The sequence below is a fragment of the Lysobacter sp. BMK333-48F3 genome (assembly GCF_019733395.1).
Taxonomy (GTDB): Bacteria; Pseudomonadota; Gammaproteobacteria; order Xanthomonadales; family Xanthomonadaceae; genus Lysobacter.
The window spans coordinates 2808365-2828262 of record NZ_JAIHOO010000001.1 but is presented as its reverse complement, the minus strand read 5'-3'; the positions used below and the strand labels follow the sequence as shown (position 1 = coordinate 2828262).

The window sequence follows — 19898 nt, the reverse complement described above, 5'->3', positions numbered from 1 at the left end:
GCTGCGGCAGCGCCAGATTCGTTCCTAATTCGATGATCCCGCCCTACCCTGGGCCGAACACTAGGCGCTCCCTGCGCCTAATTTCGTGATCTGGGAGTGCGACCCAAAGGGTCCAATCCGATTCGCGAGTCTAGCAGGTTTTGCCGGACTTGCCATCCCCCACCACACCCCACCCTGCGAACGCGGGCGGGCGGCGATCGGGCAAAAAACAAGGCGGGCATCGCTGCCCGCCTTGCCTTCGAGCTCGGTTTTGCCGGCACCGACCCGGCCTGGAGGCCGGACCGGGGCGCGGCGAGCGCGCTTACTCGGCGTCGTCGCCGGCGACCGTTTCGGCCGCGGCCGGAGCCTCGACCGCGACGCTCACCGGACCGGCCAGCGCTTCCATCTCCGAGTCGGTCAGACCCGAAGCGTTCTTGCGGCGCTGGGTGTGGTACGCCAGGCCGGTACCGGCCGGGATCAGGCGACCGACGATCACGTTCTCCTTCAGGCCGCGCAGGCCGTCGCGGGTACCGCGGACCGCCGCCTCGGTGAGGACGCGGGTGGTCTCCTGGAACGAAGCCGCCGAGATGAACGACTCGGTCGCCAGCGAGGCCTTGGTGATGCCGAGCAGGACCGGGTCGACCTTGGCGACGATCTCGCTGCGGGCGGCCAGGCGCACGTTCTCTTCGATCAGGCGCTGACGCTCGACCTGCTCGCCGTTGAGGAACTTGCTGTCGCCCTGATCGACGATCTCGACCTTGCGCAGCATCTGGCGAACGATCACCTCGATGTGCTTGTCGTTGATCTTCACGCCCTGCAGGCGGTAGACGTCCTGGATTTCCTTGGTCAGGTAAACGGCCAGCGGCTCGACGCCGAGCAGGCGCAGGATGTCCTGCGGGCTCGGCTCGCCGTCCACCACGGTCTCGCCCTTCTCCACGTGCTCGCCTTCGAACACGATGATCTGGCGGTACTTGGGAATCAGCTCCTCGTGCTCGCTGCCATCGGCCTGCTTGATGATCAGGCGCTGCTTGCCCTTGGTGTCCTTGCCGAAGCTGACGATGCCCGAGACTTCGGCGAGGATCGCCGGGTCCTTGGGCTTGCGCGCTTCGAACAAGTCGGCCACGCGCGGCAGACCGCCGGTGATGTCGCGGGTCTTGGACGCTTCCTGCGGGATCTTGGCGACCACGTCGCCGACGCCGACCGGCGCGCCGTCCTGGAGGTTGACGATCGAGCGCGGCGGCAGCAGGTACTGCGCCGGCAGGTCGGTACCCGGGATCTGCAGGTCCTTGCCGTTCTTGTCGACGATGCGCACGATCGGACGCAGGTCCTTGCCCTGCGAGCCGCGACGCTTGGGATCGGTGATCTCGCGCGAGGCCAGACCGGTCAGCTCGTCGGTCTTCTCGATGACGGTGACGCCGTCGACGAAGTCGATGAAGCGGACGAAGCCGGCCACTTCCGAGACGATCGGGTGGTTATGCGGATCCCAGTTGGCGACGGTCTGGCCGGCCTTGATCTCCGCGCCGTCCTTGACGCTGACCGTGGCGCCGTACGGCAGCTTGTAGCGCTCGCGCTCGCGGCCGTGCGGGTCGAGCACCGACAGTTCGCCCGAACGCGAGACCGCGACCAGGTGGCCGTTGGCGTGTTCGACGTGCTTGAGGTTGTTGAACTTGATCGAACCGGTGGTCTTGACCGTGACGTTGTCGATCGCCGCCGCTCGCGAAGCCGCGCCGCCGATGTGGAACGTACGCATGGTCAGCTGCGTGCCGGGCTCGCCGATCGACTGCGCGGCGACGACGCCGACCGCTTCGCCGTGGTTGACCAGGTGGCCGCGGCCGAGGTCGCGACCGTAGCAGTGCGCGCACACGCCGAAGCTGCTTTCGCAGGTGATGGTCGAACGCACCTTGATCGACTGGACGCTGGCGTCCTCGAGCTTCTGCACCCAGGCTTCGTCGAGCAGGGTGTTGCGGGTGACGATCGGATCCTCGTCGTTGCCGGGCAGGAACACGTCCTCGGCCACGACGCGGCCGAGCACGCGGTCGCGCAGCGGTTCGACCACGTCGCCGCCTTCGACGATCGGGGTCATGGTCAGACCCTCGACGGTGCCGCAGTCGGTTTCGGTGATCACCACGTCCTGGGCCACGTCGACCAGTCGACGGGTCAGGTAACCCGAGTTCGCGGTCTTCAGCGCGGTATCCGCCAGGCCCTTACGGGCGCCGTGGGTCGAGATGAAGTACTGCAGAACGTTCAGGCCTTCGCGGAAGTTCGCGGTGATCGGCGTCTCGATGATCGAGCCGTCCGGACGCGCCATCAGGCCGCGCATACCGGCCAGCTGACGGATCTGCGCCTGCGAACCGCGGGCGCCGGAGTCGGCCATGATGTAAATCGAGTTCATCGACTTCTGCGGGACCGATTCGCCCTTGGCGTTGGTCACGGTGTCGGTGCCGATCGCGTCCATCATCGCCTTGGCCACGCGCTCGTTGGTGCGCGACCAGATGTCGACGACCTTGTTGTAGCGCTCGCCCGCGGTGACCAGGCCGGACTGGTACTGCTGCTGGATTTCCAGCACTTCCGACTCGGCCTCGGCCAGGATGCCCTTCTTCTCGCCCGGGATGATCATGTCGTCGATGCCGATCGACACGCCGGCGCGGGTCGCGTAACCGAAGCCGGTGTACATCAGGCGGTCGGCGAACACGACCGTGTCCTTCAGGCCGAGCATGCGGTAGCACGAGTTGATCAGGCGGCTGATGTTCTTCTTGGTCAGCTCGGTGTTGGCCAGGGCGAACGGCAGGCCTTCCGGCAGGATCTCGCGCAGCAAGGCGCGGCCGACGGTGGTGTCGACGACCGAGGTCTTCGGCGAACGGGTGCCGTCTTCGTTGATCACGGTCTCGCTGATGCGGACCTTGACCTTGGCGTGCAGCTGCACGACGCGGTTGTCGTAGGCGCGCTTGACTTCGGCCACGTTGGCGAACGCCATGCCCTCGCCCGCCTTGTTCTCCAGGGCGCGGGTCATGTAGTACAGGCCGAGCACGACGTCCTGCGACGGCACGATGATCGGCTCGCCGTTGGCCGGCGACAGGATGTTGTTCGACGCCATCATCAGCGCGCGCGCTTCCAGCTGGGCCTCGAGGCTCAGCGGCACGTGCACGGCCATCTGGTCGCCGTCGAAGTCGGCGTTGAACGCGGTGCAGACCAGCGGATGCAGCTGGATCGCCTTGCCTTCGATCAGCACCGGCTCGAACGCCTGGATGCCCAGGCGGTGCAGGGTCGGGGCGCGGTTCAGCAGCACCGGATGCTCGCGGATCACCTCTTCCAGGATGTCCCAGACTTCCGGCTCTTCGCGCTCGACCAGCTTCTTGGCGGCCTTGATGGTGGTGGCCAGGCCGCGACGCTGCAGCTTGGCGAAGATGAACGGCTTGAACAGCTCCAGCGCCATCTTCTTCGGCAGGCCGCACTCGTGCAGGCGCAGGGTCGGACCGACCACGATGACCGAACGGCCCGAGTAGTCCACGCGCTTGCCGAGCAGGTTCTGGCGGAACCGGCCCTGCTTGCCCTTGATCATGTCGGCCAGCGACTTGAGCGGGCGCTTGTTGGTGCCGGTGATGGCGCGGCCGCGGCGGCCGTTGTCCATCAGCGCGTCGACCGATTCCTGCAGCATGCGCTTCTCGTTGCGCACGATGATGTCGGGCGCGTTGAGTTCGAGCAGGCGGCGCAGGCGGTTGTTACGGTTGATGACGCGGCGGTACAGGTCGTTCAGGTCGGAGGTCGCGAAGCGGCCGCCGTCCAGCGGCACCAGCGGACGCAGGTCCGGCGGCAGCACCGGCAGCACGGTCATGACCATCCACTCCGGACGGTTGCCGGACTCGAGGAAGGCTTCGACCAGCTTGATCCGCTTGGTCAGGCGCTTGAGCTTGGTTTCGCTGTTGGTCGAGGCGATCTCTTCCTTCAGCTGCAGCATTTCCGACTGCAGGTCGATGGTGCGCAGCAGGTCGTAGACCGCCTCGGCGCCCATCGCGGCCTCGAAGTCGTCGCCGTGCTCCTGGCGCGCCTGCAGGTACTGCTCTTCGGTCAGCAGGTTGCCGCGTTCCATCGGGGTCAGGCCCGGCTCGGTCACGACATAGGCTTCGAAGTACAGGATCCGCTCGATGTCGCGCAGGGTCATGTCCAGCATCAGGCCGATGCGCGAGGGCAGCGACTTGAGGAACCAGATGTGCGCGACCGGCGAGGCCAGGTCGATGTGGCCCATGCGCTCGCGGCGCACCTTGGCCAAGGTCACTTCGGTGCCGCACTTCTCGCACACCACGCCGCGGTGCTTCATGCGCTTGTACTTGCCGCACAGGCACTCGTAGTCCTTGATCGGACCGAAGATGGCGGCGCAGAACAGGCCGTCGCGCTCGGGCTTGAAGGTGCGGTAGTTGATGGTTTCCGGCTTCTTCACTTCGCCGAACGACCACGAACGGATCAGGTCCGGCGAGGCCAGCGCGATCTTGATCGCGTCGAAGTCCAGCGCGGGACGCTGCTGGTTGAAGAGATTGAGCAAGTCTTTCATTTGAACTCTCCGGGAATCGGGAATAGAGAATGGGGAATGGTCGGATCGGGTTTCGGGACGGGGACGGGGCGCTTATCGCGACTCCCTATTCCCCATTCCCGATTCCCGGCATTCCTCAGTTCTCTTCCAGCTCCATGTTGATGGCCAGCGAGCGGATTTCCTTCACCAGCACGTTGAAGGACTCCGGCATGCCGGCGACCATCTCGTACTCGCCGTCGACGATGTTCTTGTACATCTGGTTGCGGCCCTGCACGTCGTCGGACTTCACCGTCAGCATTTCCTGCAGGGTGTAGGCCGCGCCGTAGGCTTCCAGCGCCCAGACTTCCATTTCGCCGAAACGCTGGCCGCCGAACTGCGCCTTGCCGCCCAGCGGCTGCTGGGTGACGAGCGAGTACGGACCGGTCGAACGGGCGTGCATCTTGTCGTCGACCAGGTGGTTCAGCTTCAGCATGTGCATGTAGCCGATGGTCACCGGACGCTCGAACGCCTCGCCGGTGCGGCCGTCGTGCAGGATGGTCTGGCCGCCGGTCGGCAGGTCGGCGAGTTCGAGCATCTTCTTGATCTCGACTTCGGCCGCGCCGTCGAACACCGGGGTCGCCATCGGCACGCCGTCGGTCAGGTTGCGCGCCAGGGTCAGCAGCTCTTCGTCGCTGAACTGCTTCAGGTCGACGCGCTGGCCGTGCAGCTTGTTGTCGTGGTTGTAGATCTCGTCGAGGAACTTGCGCAGCTCGGCGATCTTCTGCTGCGCCTCCAGCATGCGCTGGATCTTCTGGCCCAGGCCCTTGGCGGCCCAGCCCAGATGCACCTCGAGGATCTGGCCGATGTTCATACGCGACGGCACGCCCAGCGGGTTCAGCACGATGTCGACGGTCTGGCCGTCGGCGGCGTACGGCATGTCCTCGACCGGCACGATGGTCGACACGACGCCCTTGTTGCCGTGGCGGCCGGCCATCTTGTCGCCCGGCTGGATGCGGCGCTTAACGGCCAGGAACACCTTGACCATCTTCAGCACGCCCGGAGCGAGGTCGTCGCCCTGGGTGATCTTGCCGCGCTTGTCGGCGAAGCGGCGCTCGAATTCCTTCTGGTGGACTTCGATCTGCTTCTGCGCGCGCTCGATCGCCTCGATCGCTTCCTCGTCCTTCATGCGCAGGGTGAACCAGTCGGACTTCTTCAGCCCGTCCAGCACCAGCGAGGTGACGGTGTCGCCCTTCTTCAGGCCGGCGCCGCCGTTGGCGATCTTGCCGATCAGCTGCGAGCGCAGACGGTCGTAGATCGCCGCTTCGAGGATCCGGAACTGGTCGTCGAAGTCCTTCTTGACCCGGCGGATTTCCGACTCTTCGATCTGGCGGGCGCGCTTGTCCTTCTCGATGCCGTCGCGGGTGAAGACCTGCACGTCGATGACGGTGCCGTCCATGCCCGGCGGCACGCGCAGCGAGCTGTCCTTAACGTCGGAGGCCTTCTCGCCGAAGATCGCGCGCAGCAGCTTCTCTTCCGGAGTCAGCTGCGACTCGCCCTTCGGGGTGACCTTGCCGACCAGGATGTCGCCGGCGCGCACTTCGGCGCCGATGTAGACCACGCCCGACTCGTCGAGGCGGTTCAGCGCCTGCTCGGAGACGTTGGGGATGTCGGCGGAGATTTCTTCCGGCCCCAGCTTGGTGTCGCGCGCGACGCAGGTCAGCTCTTCGATGTGGATCGTGGTGTAGCGATCCTCTTCGACCACGCGCTCGGAAAGCAGGATCGAGTCTTCGAAGTTGTAGCCGTTCCACGGCATGAACGCGACCAGCATGTTCTGGCCCAGCGCCAGCTCGCCGATGTCGGTCGAGGGACCGTCGGCCAGCACGTCGCCGCGCGCCACCACGTCGCCCACCTTCACCAGCGGACGCTGGTTGATGCAGGTGTTCTGGTTGGAGCGGGTGTACTTGATCAGGTTGTAGATGTCGACGCCCGCGTCGGTGACGCCGGAGATCTCCTCTTCGACCACCTTGACCACGATGCGGCCGGCGTCGACCTGTTCGATCACGCCGCCGCGCTTGGCGTTCACGGTCACGCCCGAGTCGCGCGCCACGGCGCGCTCGATGCCGGTGCCGACCAGCGGCTTCTGCGCGCGCAGGGTCGGAACCGCCTGACGCTGCATGTTCGCGCCCATCAGCGCGCGGTTGGCGTCGTCGTGCTCCAGGAACGGGACCAGCGCGGCCGCGACCGACACGGTCTGCATCGGCGAGACGTCCATGAAGTGGATCTCGCTCGGCGGCTTGAGCAGGGTTTCGCCCTGGAAGCGGCAGGCGACGAACTGGGCGGTGATCATGCCCTTCTCGTCCTGCGGCGCGTTGGCCTGGGCGATGACGTACTCGTTCTCTTCGATCGCCGACAGGAACTCGACGTCGTCGGTGACCTTGCCGTCCACCACCTTGCGGTACGGCGTCTCCAGGAAGCCGTACTGATTGGTGCGGGCGAACACCGCCAGCGAGTTGATCAGGCCGATGTTCGGGCCTTCAGGCGTTTCGATGGTGCAGACGCGGCCGTAGTGGGTCGGGTGCACGTCGCGCACTTCGAAGCCGGCGCGCTCGCGGGTCAGGCCGCCCGGGCCCAGCGCCGAGACGCGGCGCTTGTGGGTGACTTCCGACAGCGGGTTGTTCTGGTCCATGAACTGCGACAGCTGCGAGGAGCCGAAGAACTCCTTGATCGCGGCGGCCACCGGCTTGGCGTTGATCAGCTCCTGCGGGGTCAGGCCTTCGGACTCGGCCATCGACAGGCGCTCCTTGACCGCGCGCTCGACGCGGACCAGGCCGACGCGGAAGGTGTTCTCGGCCATTTCGCCGACCGAACGCACGCGACGGTTGCCCAGGTGGTCGATGTCGTCGACCACGCCGCGGCCGTTGCGGATCTCGGTCAGGACGCGGATCACGTCGAGGATGTCCGAGGTCTGGCCGAGGTCGTTGCGCAGGCGCACCGATTCGTCGTCCTTGCGGTCGGCGAAGTACTTGGCGTCGTACAGCACCGAGGCGCCGGTGGTTTCCTTGCGGCCGATGCGGCGGTTGAACTTCATCCGGCCCACGCCCGACAGGTCGTAGCGCTCGAAGGTGAAGAACAGGTTGTGGAACAGGTTCTGGGCGGCGTCCTTGGTCGGCGGTTCGCCCGGACGCATCATCCGGTAGATCTCGACCAGCGCTTCCAGCTGCGTCTTCGACGGGTCGATGCGCAGGGTGTTGGAGATGTACGGACCGCGGTCGAGGTCGTTGACCCAGATGGTGCCGACCGACTCGATGCCGGCGCGACGGAACGCGACCAGGTGGTCGTCGTGGATTTCGTCGTTGGCCGAGGCCAGCAGTTCGCCCGACTTGGTATCGACCACGTCGTGGGAGAGGATGCGGCCGACCAGGTAGCTGTCCGGCACGGCCAGGGCTTCGATGCCCGACTGCTCGAGCTGCTTGACGTGGCGCGCGGTGATGCGCTTGCCCGCCTCGACGATGACGCGGTCGCCGTCGGCCAGATCGAAGTCGAGGGTTTCGCCGCGCAGGCGCTCGGAGACCAGCTCCCACTGCACGCCCTCGGGCATGATGTGGAAGGTGTTGATCTCGAAGAACTCGTTGAGCATCTCCTCGTTGCCGTAACCGAGCGCGCGCAGCAGCACGGTCACCGGCAGCTTGCGGCGACGGTCGATACGGGTGAACAGCGCGTCCTTCGGGTCGAACTCGAAGTCCAGCCAGGAGCCGCGGTAGGGGATGATGCGGGCGCTGTACAGCAGCTTGCCCGAGCTGTGGGTCTTGCCGCGGTCGTGGTCGAAGAACACGCCCGGCGAACGGTGCAGCTGCGAGACGATGACGCGCTCGGTGCCGTTGACGATGAAGGTGCCGTTGTCGGTCATGAGCGGAATTTCGCCCATGTAGACTTCCTGCTCCTTGACGTACTTGATGGCTTTGGTCGACGACTCGCGGTCGTAGATCACCAGGCGCACGGTCACGCGCAGCGGGGCGCCGTAGGACAGGCCGCGGTTGCGGCATTCGCGCTCGTCGAACACCGGGTCGCCGAGCTTGTAGCCGACGTACTCGAGCGCGGCGTTGCCGCTGTAGCTGGAAATCGGGAACACCGACTTGAGGGCCGCGTGCAGGCCGCGATCGGCGCGCTTGGCCGGGTCGGTGTGTTCCTGCAGGAATTCGCGGTAGGAGTCGACCTGGATCGCGAGCAGGAAGGGAACTTCGAGGATGGACTTGCGCTTGCCGAAGTCCTTGCGGATTCGCTTCTTTTCGGTGAACGAATAGTTCGTGGAAGCTGTGGTCATGGTGAGCTACCGCCTCGATTAGCTAATGGGCCGGGAAACCCGCCGCAGGCGGATTTCCGGGCGAACCGCGCGTCCGCGGCTCGTGGGGACTAATGACGTAAAAATTGCCAGTGGGAAGTCGCTGGTATTGCCGGCACCAGCACGCCCTCTCCCGCTACTTCCGACTGACAACTCGGGTGGAGCCGGGAACCGGGAATGGGGAATGGAGAATCGGTAAGAGCCGAAGGCTGCTTCTGCGATTCCCTATTCCCCATTCCCAATTCCCTTGGAACGGCCAAAGGCCGGGGACTTACGTCCCCAGCCTTCGGTGGTCGCCAAAGAAAAACGGCGACGCAAGTAACGCTTACTTGACTTCGACAGTCGCGCCAGCGGCTTCGAGGTCCTTCTTCATCTTGGCAGCGTCGTCCTTGGAGACGGCTTCCTTGACGGTCTGCGGAGCGCCTTCGACCAGGTCCTTGGCTTCCTTCAGGCCCAGGCCGGTGATGGCGCGGACGGCCTTAATGACTTCGACCTTCTTCTCGCCGGCAGCCTTCAGGATGACGTTGAACTCGGTCTGCTCTTCGACCGGAGCGGCCTCGGCGGCGCCGCCGCCGGACACGACGACCGGAGCAGCGGCGGTGACGCCGAACTTCTCTTCGATCGCGCGAACCAGTTCCATGACTTCCATCAGGGTCTTTTCGGCGATGGCGTCGACGATCTGTTCGTTGGACAGGGACATGTGTATTACCTCAGGAAATTGTGATCTTTCGAATCGGATTCAGTGAAGCGGTCGCGAATGCGGGCCGGCGATCAGGCCGGTTCCGCCTCGGCCGGCGCTTCGGCAGCGACTTCGCCGCCGCCCTGCTTGTCGGCCACGGCCTTGACGGCGCGGGCGAACATGCTGGCGGGTTCGGACAGGACGCGGGCCAGCATGGCCAGGGCCTGGTCGAGGGTCGGCAGCGAGGCGAGGACTTCGACGTGGCTGGCCGGATAAACCTGACCGCCCACGGCGACGACCTTGGCCTGCAGCTTGTCGTTACCCTTGGCGAATTCCTTGATCAGACGCCCGGCGGCGCCGGGTTCTTCGGTCGAGAACGCATACAGCAGCGGACCGACGAGCTTGTCCTGGACGCACTCGTATTCGGTACCGGCCACGGCGCGCGAGGCCAGGGTGTTCTTGACGACACGCAAGTACACACCGGTTTCGCGAGCCTTCTTGCGCATCGCGGTCATCTGACCGACCGTGATGCCCGCGTACTCGGCAGCAACCAAGGAGTGGGCCTTCGCGGCGACTTCTGCCAGCTCGGCGACTACTTCTTGCTTCTGAGACAGATTAAGAGCCATTGCACTCCTCCTAAAGCCGGGACTTGGGACTCGGGTTTCGGGACTCGCTTTGCGATTCCCTGTTCCGCTTCTCCAACTCCCCGCTCCTTCTATTCCGCTCACGGCTCCTGCCGCTTGCGGTCCTGGGCGGCGACGGATCCTTGTCGCCGGGGACGCCCGTGGGCATCCCGGGTGGTGGCCTTTCCTGAAAAAGATTCCAGGGGCGGCACCATCTACGCCGGCCCGGCTCCGAAGAGTCCGAATTAAGCGGTCTTGCTTGCATCGACGGCGACTCCCTGCCGTGTCGAGCTTCCATGCCCGTCATCGATGCTCGCGCGACCGCGCCTGCGGTCTTTGACGGCGATCGCTTCGGGTTTCCCCTGGGCGATTGCCCTCAAAAGTTTCGGCTGGCGGCGGTGGATCGCCGTTCGCCTTTTGTTTCGTTGGACGCTCGCGGTCGCGAGAGTCCGGATTCGTCGCTTGCGGCCAGAGTTCGGCGGCTCTGGATCCCCGCTTTCGCGGGGATGACGCGTCGGCAAAGGCGCTCGCGCTAGGCGCGAGCGCGCCGATGCGTCACTTCAAGGTCAGCGAGGTCTGATCGACGATCACGCCCGGACCCATGGTCGAGCTGATCGAGATCTTCTGCAGGTACTGGCCCTTGGCGGCGGACGGCTTGGCCTTGATCAGGTCGAGCAGCAGCGCCTGCAGGTTGTCCTTCAGCGAGCCGTCTTCGAACGAGACCTTGCCGATGGTGCAGTGGATGATGCCGGCCTTGTCGGTGCGGTAGCGCACCTGGCCGCCCTTGGCGTTCTTGACCGCTTCGGCCGGGTTCGGCGAGACGGTGCCGACCTTCGGGTTCGGCATCAGGCCGCGCGGGCCCAGCACCTGGCCGAGCTTACCGACCACGCGCATGGCGTCCGGGGTCGCGATGACGACGTCGTAGTTCAGGTCGCCGGCCTGCATCTTCTCGGCCAGGTCGTCCATACCGACGGCTTCGGCGCCGGCGGCCAGGGCTTCGTCGGCCTTGGCGCCCGCCGGGGCGAACACCGCCACGCGCACGCTCTTGCCGGTGCCGGCCGGCAGCACGGTCGAGCCGCGCACCTGCTGGTCGGACTTCTTCGCGTCCACGCCCAGACGGACGGAGACGTCGACGGACTCGACGAACTTGGCCTTGGTGGCGGTCTTGACGATCTTCACCGCTTCTTCGAACGGATAGGCCTTGCCCGGAACCACGGCAGCCTTGATTGCTTTTTCGCGCTTGGTCATCGCCATGTCTTAACCCTCCACCACCAGGCCCATGCTGCGGGCCGAACCCGCAATCGTCTTCACCGCCGCATCCAGGTCGGCCGCCGTCAGGTCGGCTTCCTTCTGCTTGGCGATGGCTTCGAGCTGGGCGCGGGTGACCTTGCCCACCTTCTCGGTGTTCGGACGCTTGGAGCCCGAGGTGATGCCGGCGGCCTTCTTCAGCAGCACCGAAGCCGGGGTCGACTTGGTGACGAAGGTGAAGGTACGGTCCGAGTAGGCCGTGATGATGACCGGGGTCGGCAGACCCGGCTCGAGCTTGGAGGTCGCGGCGTTGAACGCCTTGCAGAACTCCATGATGTTCAGGCCGCGCTGACCCAGCGCAGGACCGACCGGCGGCGAGGGGTTGGCCTGACCGGCCTTGACCTGCAGCTTGATATAGCCGACTACTTTCTTTGCCATTGATGTGCTCTCCGGGTGCTAGCGCCTTGACCGCAGGCTCCCCATCGGGCCGGAAATCGCGCGTTCCGGCATCGCGTTTGAATGCTGCGCCCGCTGAAACCGGGCTTTCCCGCCTGCCGCCCTCCCCTGGACCAGGGAAACCTGAACCAGGATTCGGAATGGCTGAACAGGCAAAGCTCGCCACAACCAGGGTAGCGAGCCGCACACTATATCAGATTTTTTGGGCTGTGCAGCCCAGAAACCGGCCCGAAGGCCGGCCGGGCTCAGGTCGCCTTTTCGACCTGGCCGAATTCCAGCTCGACCGGGGTCGAACGGCCGAAGATCAGCACCGCGACGCGCAGGCGGCTCTTCTCGTAGTTGATTTCCTCGACCACGCCGTTGAAGTCGACGAACGGGCCGTCGATGACCCGGACCATCTCGCCGGCCTCGAACAGCACCTTCGGACGCGGCTTCTCGACGCCTTCCTGAACGCGCTGCAGGATACGGTCGGCCTCGTTGTCCTGGATCGGCAACGGGCGGTCGGCGGTGCCGCCGATGAAACCCATGACCTTCGGGGTTTCCTTGATCAGATGCCAGCTCTCGCTGTCGATGCGCGGAATCCCGGCTTCGTCGTGGGTGGCGATCTGGACCAGGACGTAGCCCGGGAAGAACTTGCGTTCGGAACGGCGCTTCTGGCCGGAACGCATCTCCACGACCTCTTCGGTCGGGACCAGGACGTCGCCGAAGCGGTCCTGCATTTCGAAACGAACGATGCGGTCGCGCAGCGCCTGCGCCACCGACTTCTCGAATCCGGAGTACGCGTGGACCACGTACCAGCGCTTGTTTTCGTGAGAATTCACGTCGGTCGTCTCCTTAACGCGACAGCAGGAACTTGACCGCGGCCTGGATCAGGTAATCGAAACCGGACAGGATCAGGCTAAGGATCGCGACGGCGATCATGACCACCCAGGTGGTCTTCAGCGCTTCGTCGCGGGTCGGCCAGACGACCTTGCGCAGTTCGAAGCGGGATTCGGACAGGAATTCGCGGGTCTGCGCGCCCTTGGCGGTCAGCATGAACACCGCGGCGCCCGCGAGCAGGCCGGCCACGACCGCGCCAGCGCGCAACGGACCGCTCCAGTTCTCGAACCACAGGTAGGCGAACACGCCGCCGGCCGCGAGCAACAGGGCCACTGCGTACTTGGCGATATCGCCGGCACCGCCGCCGGATTTGGTTTGTTCGGCCTTGCTGTTCATTCTCGGGGCGATTCCCTCGCGAAAGCCCGCCCATCCCTGCGCGGCCCTTTCAATAGCTATCCAGTCGCCGGGTCGTCCGACACGGCTCGGTAACGAGTGGCACGCCAGGAGGGACTCGAACCCCCAACCTGCGGTTTTGGAGACCGCTGCTCTGCCAATTGAGCTACTGGCGTACGTCTTGAAATCTTAGGCCCGATTCGGCGCACCGCAAGGGGGCGGCCGGCGGCCGGTTGACGGGTGTTGCAAACAACGAAGGCGGACCGGGTTGCCGGCCCGCCGTTCGCGGCTTGCGGCGACCCGAAGGCCGCCGCGATACAGCTATTACTTGATGATCTTGGCCACCACGCCGGCGCCGACGGTACGGCCGCCTTCGCGGATCGCGAAGCGCAGGCCTTCGTCCATCGCCACCGGGTTGATCAGCTGCACGACCATCTTGATGTTGTCGCCCGGCATGACCATCTCGACGCCTTCCGGCAGGGTCACCGCACCGGTGATGTCGGTGGTGCGGAAGTAGAACTGCGGACGGTAGCCCTTGAAGAACGGGGTGTGGCGGCCGCCTTCGTCCTTCGACAGCACGTACACTTCGGCTTCGAACTCGGTGTGCGGGGTGATCGAACCCGGCTTGGCCAGCACCTGGCCGCGCTCGACGTCGTCGCGCTTGGTGCCGCGCAGCAGCAGGCCGGCGTTGTCGCCCGCCTGACCCTGGTCCAGCAGCTTGCGGAACATTTCGACGCCGGTGACCGTGGTCTTCTGGGTCGGGCGGATGCCGACGATTTCGATTTCGTCGCCCACCTTGATGATGCCGCGCTCGATACGGCCGGTCACCACGGTGCCGCGGCCCGAGATCGAGAACACGTCTTCCACCGGCATCAGGAACGGCTTGTCGATCGCGCGCTCCGGCTCCGGAATGAAGGTGTCCAGCGCGTCGACCAGCTTCAGGATCGCCGGCACGCCGATTTCGCTCTGGTCGCCTTCCAGCGCCAGACGGGCCGAACCGTGGATGATCGGGGTGTCGTCGCCCGGGAACTCGTACTTGGTCAGCAGCTCGCGCACTTCCATCTCGACCAGCTCGAGCAGCTCGGCGTCGTCGACCATGTCGGCCTTGTTCAGGAACACGACGATGTACGGCACGCCGACCTGACGCGACAGCAGGATGTGTTCGCGGGTCTGCGGCATCGGGCCGTCAGCGGCCGAGCACACCAGGATCGCGCCGTCCATCTGCGCCGCACCGGTGATCATGTTCTTCACGTAGTCGGCGTGGCCCGGGCAGTCGACGTGCGCGTAGTGGCGCACGGCCGATTCGTATTCCACGTGCGCGGTCGAGATCGTGATGCCGCGAGCCTTTTCTTCCGGCGCCGCGTCGATCGCGTCGTACGCCTTGAATTCGCCACCGAAACGCTCGGCGCCGACCTTGGTCAGAGCGGCCGTCAGCGTGGTCTTGCCGTGGTCGACGTGACCGATCGTGCCGACGTTCACGTGCGGCTTGGTGCGCTCGAATTTACCCTTGGCCATGGCTGTCGCTTCTCGTATGTGGGTCTAAGTGTTGCGGTGGCTGGTGGTAAAGCAGCCGGTACTGCAGTGAATGGTGCTCACGAAAGGAATCGAACCTTCGACCTCCTCCTTACCAAGGAGGTGCTCTACCGACTGAGCTACGTGAGCATGAAACTCGGTGACTGTTACGGCGCGCTGCGGCGGCGATTCAATGGAGCGGGAGACGGGGATCGAACCCGCACCATCAGCTTGGAAGGCTGAGGTTCTACCATTGAACTACTCCCGCGCCGCGTACTGCCGTTACAGCGTTGGAACTTGCTTACTTCAAACTTGCTTGCTTCAAACCGGCTTTGAAACCCGCTTGAAGCGCCGCGCCGAATCTTACCGCCGATCGTCGCGTTGAAACTGGTGGAGGGAGGTGGATTCGAACCACCGAAGGCGTGAGCCAGCAGATTTACAGTCTGCCCCCGTTGGCCGCTTGGGTATCCCTCCGAAGAGCCCGTAATTCTGGCGTGCGATTTCCGACTTGTCAACGCGTTTTCACGCAAACTTTTTCGGAACCGCCGCCGTCGCCGGCCGCCCTGCCCGGCGCCCGAAACCGGGCCGCCGCGCGAGGCCGCACAGTCTACTCAAACATTGAACCGGAAGTGCAACACATCGCCTTCCTGGACGCGATATTCCTTGCCTTCCAGGCGCAGGCGCCCGGCGTCGCGGGCGCCGGCCTCGCCCTTGTACTTGATGAAATCGTCGTAGGCGATGGTTTCGGCGCGGATGAAGCCCTTCTCGAAGTCGGTATGGATGACCGCGGCGGCCTGCGGCGCGGTCGAACCGGCCCGGACCGTCCAGGCGCGGACTTCCTTGACCCCGGCGGTGAAGTAGGTCTGCAGCCCGAGCAGGGCGTAGCCGGCGCGGATCAGGCGGTTCAGGCCCGGCTCGTCCAGGCCCAGGTCGGTCAGGAAGGCGTCGCGGTCGTCGTCGTCGAGCTGGCTCAGCTCTTCCTCGATCGCCGCCGAGATCGGCACCACCTGGGCGCCCTCGGTCACCGCGCGGGCGCGCACGGCGTCCAGGTGCGGGTTGTTCTCGAACCCGTCCTCGAGCACGTTGGCCACGTACATGACCGGCTTGAGGGTCAGCAGGAACAGGTCGCGCAGGGCGGCCTTGTCGTCCTCGGACAGATCCAGCGCGCGGGCCGGCTTGCCGGCGTCCAGGCCGGTGCGGACCCGGCCGAGGATCTCCTTGCGCGCCACCGCCTCCTTGTCGCCGGTCTTGGCCGAGCGCTCGGCGCGCTGCAGGGCCTTCTCGACGCTCTCCAGGTCGGCCAGGGCCAGCTCGGTGTCGATGGTCTCGATGTCGGCGATCGGGTCGACCTTGTTGTTGACGTGGATCACGTCCGGGTGCTCGAAGCAGCGCACCACGTGGGTGATCGCGTCGACCTCGCGGATGTGGGCCAGGAACTTGTTGCCCAGGCCCTGGCCGCTGGCCGCGCCGGCGACCAGGCCGGCGATGTCGACGAACTCGACCGCGGTCGGGATCAGCTTCTGCGGCTTGACGATCTCGGCCAGCGCGTTGAGGCGCGGATCCGGCACCGGCACCGCGCCGACGTTCGGCTCGATGGTGCAGAACGGGAAGTTGGCCGCGGCGATGCCCGCCTTGGTCAGCGCGTTGAAGAGGGTCGACTTGCCGACGTTGGGCAGGCCGACGATGCCGCATTTGATGCCCATGGCTTCAGGTCCGGGAATAGGGAGTCGAGAATCGGGAATGGAGAAAAGCGGAACGGCCGAGCCGATTCCCGGTTCCCCATTCCCGATTCACGCCCGAGGGGTGTGCAGACGCGTCATCGCGTCCAGGAAATTGCCCTGCACGGCCAGCGGCACGACGTCGATGGCGTCGTCGATGGCGCGCAGAATCGTGGCCTCGTCGTCCTTGCCGGGACGGCCGAGCACCCACGGGGTGACCTTGTCCTTGTGGCCGGGATGGCCGATGCCCAGGCGCAGGCGGTGGAACTTGCCGTGACCCAGGTGCTGGACGGTGTCGCGCAGGCCGTTCTGGCCGCCGTGGCCGCCGTCGAACTTGAGCCGCGCCGTGCCCGGCGCCAGGTCGAGCTCGTCGTGCGCCAGCAGCGCCTCGTCCGGCTCGATCTTCCAGTAGCGCAGCGCCGCGGCTACCGATTTGCCGGAGAGGTTCATGAAGGTGGCCGGCTTGAGCAGCCAGACCGGACGGCCGGCGATCTCGACCTTCGAGGTTTCGCCGAACAGCTTGGACTCCAGGCCGAAGCGGCCGCCGAACTTTTCGTTCAGGGCGTCCACAAACCAAAACCCGGCGTTGTGCCGGGTCCGGGTGTATTCGGCGCCGGGATTCCCCAGGCCGACGATCAGGCGCAGTCCCGCCATGGATCAAGACAATCCGCGAACGCGAACCGGCGCGCCCGTCGGGGCGCGCAGGCCTGCGATCACTTCTTGTCTTCGTCCTTCTTCGAGACCTTGGCGGCCGGCACTTCGGCGGCCGGGGCCTCGGCGTCGGAGACGGCCTCTTCCTTGCCGTGCTTGGCGATCACGACGGCGACGTCGTGTTCCTTGCCCAGCTTCAGCTCGGGGATTTCCACGCCGGCCGGCAGCTTGAGCTCGGACAGGTGGACGATGTCGCCGACCTTGAGCGCCGACAGGTCGACCTCGATGAACTCCGGCAGATCCTTCGGCAGGCAGCTGACTTCGACTTCGTTGAGCTCGTGGGTGACCACGACGTCGGCGGACTTGCCGGCCGGCGACTTGTCTTCGTTGAGGAAGTGCAGCGGCACGGCCACGCGCAGCGCCTGGTTGGCGTCGACGCGCTGGAAGTCCAGGTGCATGATGATCTGCTTGAACGGATGGCGCTGCATGTCGCGCAGCAGGACCTGCTGCACCTTGCCGTCCAGATCCAGGCTCAGGATCGAGGAGTAGAACCACTCGTGCTGGCTGGCCAGCCAGATCTTTTCGTGGTCGAGCTGGATCGGCTGCGGAGCGGCTTCGCCGCCGTAGACGATGGCCGGGATGCTGGCGGCACGACGCAGGCGGCGGCTCGCACCCTTCCCCTCGACGTTGCGGCCAGTGGCCTTGATGATGTGTTCGGACATTTGCGTTTACTCGGTTTTACAGCGTTAGAACCGCCTCGCGGCGGCTGGGAGACTCACCCGCGACCAGGTGAGCCTTTGAAGCTGGGAATCGGGAATGGCGAATCGGGAATCGGTAGAGCGCTCGCGCCGCAGCTGCTTTTACGATTCCCGATTCCCCGCTCCCGGCTCCCGGATCAGTCGACGTACAACGAGCTGACCGACTCGCCGAAGGCGATGCGGCGGATCGTTTCGGCCAGCAGCTCGGCGACGCTGAGCTGGCGGATGCGGCCGGTGGCGCGGGCCGCGGCGGTCAGCGGGATGGTGTCGGTCACCACCAGCTCGTCCAACTGCGACTTGGTCACGTTGTCGATGGCCGCGCCCGACAGCACCGGGTGGGTGCAGTAGGCCACGACCTTCTGCGCGCCCTGCGCCTTGAGCGCCGCCGCGGCGGCGCACAGGGTGCCGGCGGTGTCGACGATGTCGTCGACCAGCACGCAGGTCTTGCCCGACACGTCGCCGATGATGTTCATCACCGTGGCGACGTTGGCGCGCGGGCGGCGCTTGTCGATGATCGCCAGGTCCGCGTCGTCCAGGCGCTTGGCGATCGCGCGGGCGCGCACCACGCCGCCGACGTCCGGGGACACGACGATCAGGTTGTCGGTGCCGTGCGCGCGCCAGATGTCGGCGAGCAGCAGCGGCGAGGCGTAGACGTTGTCGACCGGGATGTCGAAGAAGCCCTGGATCTGATCCGCATGCAGATCGACCGTGAGCACCCGGTCGGCGCCGACCGCGCCGAACATCTTGGCCGCGACCTTGGCCGTGATCGGCACGCGCGAGGAGCGCGGGCGGCGATCCTGGCGGGCGTAGCCGAAGTACGGCACCACCGCGGTCACGCTGGCCACCGAGGCGCGCTTGAGCGCGTCGATCAGGACCAGCAGCTCCATGAAGTTCTCGGCCGTCGGCGCGTTCGTCGGCTGAATGACGAATACTTCCTGACGACGCACGTTCTCTTCGATCTCGACCTGCACTTCGCCGTCGGAGAAGCGGCCCACAAGGGCCTTGCCGAGCCGGATGCCGAGCTCCTTGCACACCGCTGCAGCAAGCGGACGGTTGGCGTTGCCGCTGAACACCAACAGGTTGCGATCGTTTTGCACTGTCTTTACTCCGCTTCGCTCTGACCGGGCGGCGTTGTAGCCGGGATTCGGGATTTGGGATTCGGGAATCAACAGGCGCGCGTCCTGCGAATCCCGAATCCCAAATCTCCAATCCCGCGGGTAACACTGGCAGGGGCGGTAGGATTCGAACCTACGAATGCCGGGATCAAAACCCGGTGCCTTGGGCCACTTGGCGACGCCCCTGTGCGGTTTACGTTTTTGCTTCGAGCGCGTCGCGCAGCGGCGAATGCGCCGCGCCGCCGGCCGTCCAGGCCCGCAGGCCGGAAGGCAGTTCCGCCAGCGCCGCCTGCGCCGATTCGCGGGTCGCGAATTCGACGAAACAGCCGCTGCCGGACCCGGTCAGGCGTGGCGAACCGATCCGCGACAAGGCGGCGAAGGCGGCCTCGACGGCGGCCTCGCGCTGACGCAGCACCGGCTCGAACGCATTCCCGAGCGGTGAACCCGAAACGAAGTCCGACATTGTCGCGGGCGCAGCATCCCGCGTCAATTCAGGCGATTGAAACAGGGCCGCGGTCGGGGCGTGGACGCCCGGATCGGCCAGCACGTACCAGGCCGGGGCCAGCGCGATCGGGCGCAGATCCTCGCCCACCCCCTCGGCCCAGGCGTTGTCGCCGCGCACGAACACCGGCACGTCGGCGCCCAGGCGCAGGCCCAGCGCGGCCAGGCGCTCGACCCCCAGGCCAGTGCCCCAGAGCGCGTCCAGGGCCACCAGCACAGTCGCCGCGTCGGACGAACCGCCGCCGAAACCGCCGCCGGCCGGAATGCGTTTTTCGATGACGATGTCCGCGCCTTGGCCGCAATTGGACTCCATTTGCAGCAAGCGCGCGGCGCGCACGGTGAGGTCGTCGGCCTCGGCGACGCCGGCCACCGAGCCGCCGTGGCGCACCACCCGGCCGTCGCTGCGCGGGCGCAGGCGGATGCTGTCTCCCCAGTCCAGGAGACGGAACACGGTCTGCAGCAGGTGGTAGCCGTCGGCGCGGCGGCCGACGATGCGCAGGAACAGGTTCAGCTTGGCCGGCGCGGGCCAGAGCGACCAGCCGGACTCGGCGCCGGCGGCAGGAGAAAGCGGGTCGGACATGGCGGTCGGGGCAACGGCAGGCC

General features: G+C 65.9%; 14 protein-coding genes and 5 tRNA genes. All 19 read right to left on the bottom strand.

Going from position 1 to position 19898, the window contains the following annotated elements:
* Positions 1–301 precede the first annotated feature (301 nt).
* Entirely contained in the window at positions 302–4525 is a 4224-nt protein-coding gene (gene rpoC, locus K4L06_RS11970) for a DNA-directed RNA polymerase subunit beta' (protein ID WP_221671595.1), read from the bottom strand.
* A 115-nt stretch (positions 4526–4640) separates the two neighbouring features.
* Positions 4641–8804 carry a DNA-directed RNA polymerase subunit beta gene (gene rpoB, locus K4L06_RS11965; protein ID WP_221671594.1) on the bottom strand — a complete coding sequence of 1388 codons (4164 nt, stop codon included), beginning with the start codon at positions 8802–8804 and terminating at the stop codon, positions 4641–4643.
* A gap of 343 nt (positions 8805–9147) precedes the next feature.
* Entirely contained in the window at positions 9148–9522 is a 375-nt protein-coding gene (gene rplL, locus K4L06_RS11960) for a 50S ribosomal protein L7/L12 (RefSeq protein ID WP_221671593.1), read from the bottom strand.
* Positions 9523–9593: 71 nt separating this feature from the next.
* A complete protein-coding gene (gene rplJ, locus K4L06_RS11955; protein WP_221671592.1) occupies positions 9594–10127 on the bottom strand; it encodes a 50S ribosomal protein L10 in 534 nt (177 codons plus the stop codon).
* Positions 10128–10679: 552 nt separating this feature from the next.
* Positions 10680–11378: a 50S ribosomal protein L1 gene (gene rplA / locus K4L06_RS11950; protein WP_221671591.1), complete on the bottom strand. Its 699-nt coding sequence runs from the start codon at positions 11376–11378 to the stop codon at positions 10680–10682.
* A 3-nt stretch (positions 11379–11381) separates the two neighbouring features.
* Positions 11382–11810 carry a 50S ribosomal protein L11 gene (rplK, locus tag K4L06_RS11945; RefSeq protein ID WP_221671590.1) on the bottom strand — a complete coding sequence of 143 codons (429 nt, stop codon included), beginning with the start codon at positions 11808–11810 and terminating at the stop codon, positions 11382–11384.
* Positions 11811–12073: 263 nt separating this feature from the next.
* Positions 12074–12649, bottom strand: coding sequence for a transcription termination/antitermination protein NusG (gene nusG / locus K4L06_RS11940; protein WP_221671589.1), 576 nt, complete (start codon positions 12647–12649; stop codon positions 12074–12076).
* Positions 12650–12662: 13 nt separating this feature from the next.
* The gene (secE, locus tag K4L06_RS11935; protein WP_221671588.1) at positions 12663–13043 is read right to left on the bottom strand and encodes a preprotein translocase subunit SecE; all 381 of its coding nucleotides are present in this window, start codon (positions 13041–13043) and stop codon (positions 12663–12665) included.
* A gap of 97 nt (positions 13044–13140) precedes the next feature.
* Positions 13141–13216 (bottom strand) — tRNA-Trp (locus tag K4L06_RS11930).
* 148 nt (positions 13217–13364) lie between these two features.
* Positions 13365–14555: an elongation factor Tu gene (gene tuf, locus K4L06_RS11925; protein WP_221671587.1), complete on the bottom strand. Its 1191-nt coding sequence runs from the start codon at positions 14553–14555 to the stop codon at positions 13365–13367.
* Positions 14556–14626: 71 nt separating this feature from the next.
* A tRNA-Thr gene (locus K4L06_RS11920) sits at positions 14627–14702 on the bottom strand.
* A gap of 44 nt (positions 14703–14746) precedes the next feature.
* Positions 14747–14820 (bottom strand) — tRNA-Gly (locus tag K4L06_RS11915).
* 120 nt (positions 14821–14940) lie between these two features.
* Positions 14941–15026, bottom strand: a tRNA-Tyr gene (locus K4L06_RS11910).
* A gap of 137 nt (positions 15027–15163) precedes the next feature.
* A complete protein-coding gene (gene ychF / locus K4L06_RS11905; RefSeq protein WP_221671586.1) occupies positions 15164–16255 on the bottom strand; it encodes a redox-regulated ATPase YchF in 1092 nt (363 codons plus the stop codon).
* Between the two features lie 87 nt (positions 16256–16342).
* Positions 16343–16924 (bottom strand): aminoacyl-tRNA hydrolase, encoded by a 582-nt coding sequence (gene pth / locus K4L06_RS11900; protein WP_221671585.1) that lies wholly within the window; start codon positions 16922–16924, stop codon positions 16343–16345.
* A 59-nt stretch (positions 16925–16983) separates the two neighbouring features.
* Positions 16984–17643: a 50S ribosomal protein L25/general stress protein Ctc gene (locus K4L06_RS11895; protein WP_221671584.1), complete on the bottom strand. Its 660-nt coding sequence runs from the start codon at positions 17641–17643 to the stop codon at positions 16984–16986.
* 173 nt (positions 17644–17816) lie between these two features.
* The gene (locus tag K4L06_RS11890) at positions 17817–18776 is read right to left on the bottom strand and encodes a ribose-phosphate diphosphokinase (protein WP_221671583.1); all 960 of its coding nucleotides are present in this window, start codon (positions 18774–18776) and stop codon (positions 17817–17819) included.
* A 127-nt stretch (positions 18777–18903) separates the two neighbouring features.
* A tRNA-Gln gene (locus K4L06_RS11885) sits at positions 18904–18980 on the bottom strand.
* Between the two features lie 7 nt (positions 18981–18987).
* A complete protein-coding gene (gene ispE, locus K4L06_RS11880) occupies positions 18988–19875 on the bottom strand; it encodes a 4-(cytidine 5'-diphospho)-2-C-methyl-D-erythritol kinase (RefSeq protein ID WP_221671582.1) in 888 nt (295 codons plus the stop codon).
* Between the last annotated feature and the right edge of the window lie 23 nt (positions 19876–19898).

Excerpts from the sequence above, each read along its gene's own strand:
- rpoC (WP_221671595.1), bottom strand. The coding sequence starts at position 4,525 with ATGAAAGACTTGCTCAATCTCTTCAACCAGCAGCGTCCCGCGCTGGAC.
- rpoB (WP_221671594.1), bottom strand. The coding sequence starts at position 8,804 with ATGACCACAGCTTCCACGAACTATTCGTTCACCGAAAAGAAGCGAATC.
- rplL (WP_221671593.1), bottom strand. The coding sequence starts at position 9,522 with ATGTCCCTGTCCAACGAACAGATCGTCGACGCCATCGCCGAAAAGACC.
- rplJ (WP_221671592.1), bottom strand. The coding sequence starts at position 10,127 with ATGGCTCTTAATCTGTCTCAGAAGCAAGAAGTAGTCGCCGAGCTGGCA.
- rplA (WP_221671591.1), bottom strand. The coding sequence starts at position 11,378 with ATGGCGATGACCAAGCGCGAAAAAGCAATCAAGGCTGCCGTGGTTCCG.
- rplK (WP_221671590.1), bottom strand. The coding sequence starts at position 11,810 with ATGGCAAAGAAAGTAGTCGGCTATATCAAGCTGCAGGTCAAGGCCGGT.
- secE (WP_221671588.1), bottom strand. The coding sequence starts at position 13,043 with ATGAACAGCAAGGCCGAACAAACCAAATCCGGCGGCGGTGCCGGCGAT.
- tuf (WP_221671587.1), bottom strand. The coding sequence starts at position 14,555 with ATGGCCAAGGGTAAATTCGAGCGCACCAAGCCGCACGTGAACGTCGGC.
- ychF (WP_221671586.1), bottom strand. The coding sequence starts at position 16,255 with ATGGGCATCAAATGCGGCATCGTCGGCCTGCCCAACGTCGGCAAGTCG.
- pth (WP_221671585.1), bottom strand. The coding sequence starts at position 16,924 with ATGGCGGGACTGCGCCTGATCGTCGGCCTGGGGAATCCCGGCGCCGAA.
- K4L06_RS11895 (WP_221671584.1), bottom strand. The coding sequence starts at position 17,643 with ATGTCCGAACACATCATCAAGGCCACTGGCCGCAACGTCGAGGGGAAG.
- ispE (WP_221671582.1), bottom strand. The coding sequence starts at position 19,875 with ATGTCCGACCCGCTTTCTCCTGCCGCCGGCGCCGAGTCCGGCTGGTCG.